1 protein-coding gene is annotated in these 1,261 nt (G+C 45.6%); it reads right to left on the bottom strand.

The features are described from left to right. Nucleotides 1-57: 57 nt before the first annotated feature. A protein-coding gene (locus QTO00_RS19860; RefSeq protein WP_331426281.1) for an IS3 family transposase occupies nt 58-1,181 on the bottom strand; the annotation gives its coding sequence in 2 pieces (ribosomal slippage) (nt 58-929 and nt 929-1,181; 1,125 coding nt in all). Nucleotides 1,182-1,261 lie beyond the last annotated feature (80 nt).

Raw genomic sequence — 1,261 nt, forward strand, 5'->3', positions numbered from 1 at the left:
AGAAGTGGACCCCGATGGTTGGACACATAAGCTAATTTCTTAAGTGGTTGATCTTGCTCATGCAGCGTATCTTTGTCTGCCGAAGTAGACTTCATCAGGAGTGAGGTCATTGAGTCCTTGATGATTACGCTCTTCATTATAAAACACCATGTAGTGACCGATTTCAAGCTCTGCCTCTCGGGGTGTGGTGTACGCTTTTAAATAAACCTCCTCATATTTTAGGCTTCGCCATAGTCGTTCGATAAAGACATTATCAACCCAGCGACCTTTTCCATCCATGCTGATCCGTACTCCGTGGTCAAGTAACTTCTCCGTGAAGTCAGTACTGGTGAACTGGCTACCCTGATCGGAGTTAAAGATCTCAGGCGGCCCGTAGTGTTGAAGCGCGTCTTCAAGAGCCTCAATGCAAAAGCTTGTATCCATGGTGTTCGATAAGCGCCAAGACAACACTTTACGGCTATACCAGTCGATAATGGCGACTAGGTACAGGAACCCTTTAGCCATTGGGATGTACGTGATATCAATAGCCCAAGCTTGGTTCGGGTAAGTGACTTCAATATCACGTAACAGGTAGGGGTAAACCTTGTGAGCTTTATTCGCCAGTGTTGTTTTTGGCTTGGGATAAATCGCTCCAATGCCCATATCTCGCATGATCCGAACAATACGCTTGCGATTAACGTTGTGGCCCTTTTTAGCCAGCTCGGTTCGAATACGCCTACTGCCCATGAACGGATATTGAAGGTGGATTTCGTCAATCATACGACGTAATTCAATCTCTTCAACAGAGAGTCCGACAGGCTGATAATAAGCCGTAGAGCGAGCAACATTAAGAAGCTCGCACTGACGCTTTATTGGTAACAGGGTGGATTTATCCAGCGAACTTTTTCGCTGTGCTCGGTCTAGCGACCGAGCACTTTGGCCAAAAAATCATTTTCCATGGTCAATTGACCGATCTTGGCGTGGAGTTTGTCCACTTCTTCGGAGCTGTCCTTGCCCGACTGAGTTTCAGAAGCAAAAATCATGGCAGCATTTTCAAGCAACTCTTTTTTCCATGTTGAGATTTGGTTAGGGTGCAGGTTGTACTTCTGCGCTAACTCAGCAACAGTTTTATCACCTTTGGCGGCAGCAAGTGCCACTTTAGCTTTGAACTCAGGAGAGTGGTTTCTACGTTTTCTAGTCATAATCTGTTCCAGTATTGTTGGGTACTATCAAAACAGATCAATCACTTAAAGTCATGTCCGAAAATTGGGGACCACTTCTG

This window comes from Vibrio sp. M260118 (assembly GCF_036533755.1).
GTDB lineage: Bacteria > Pseudomonadota > Gammaproteobacteria > Enterobacterales > Vibrionaceae > Vibrio.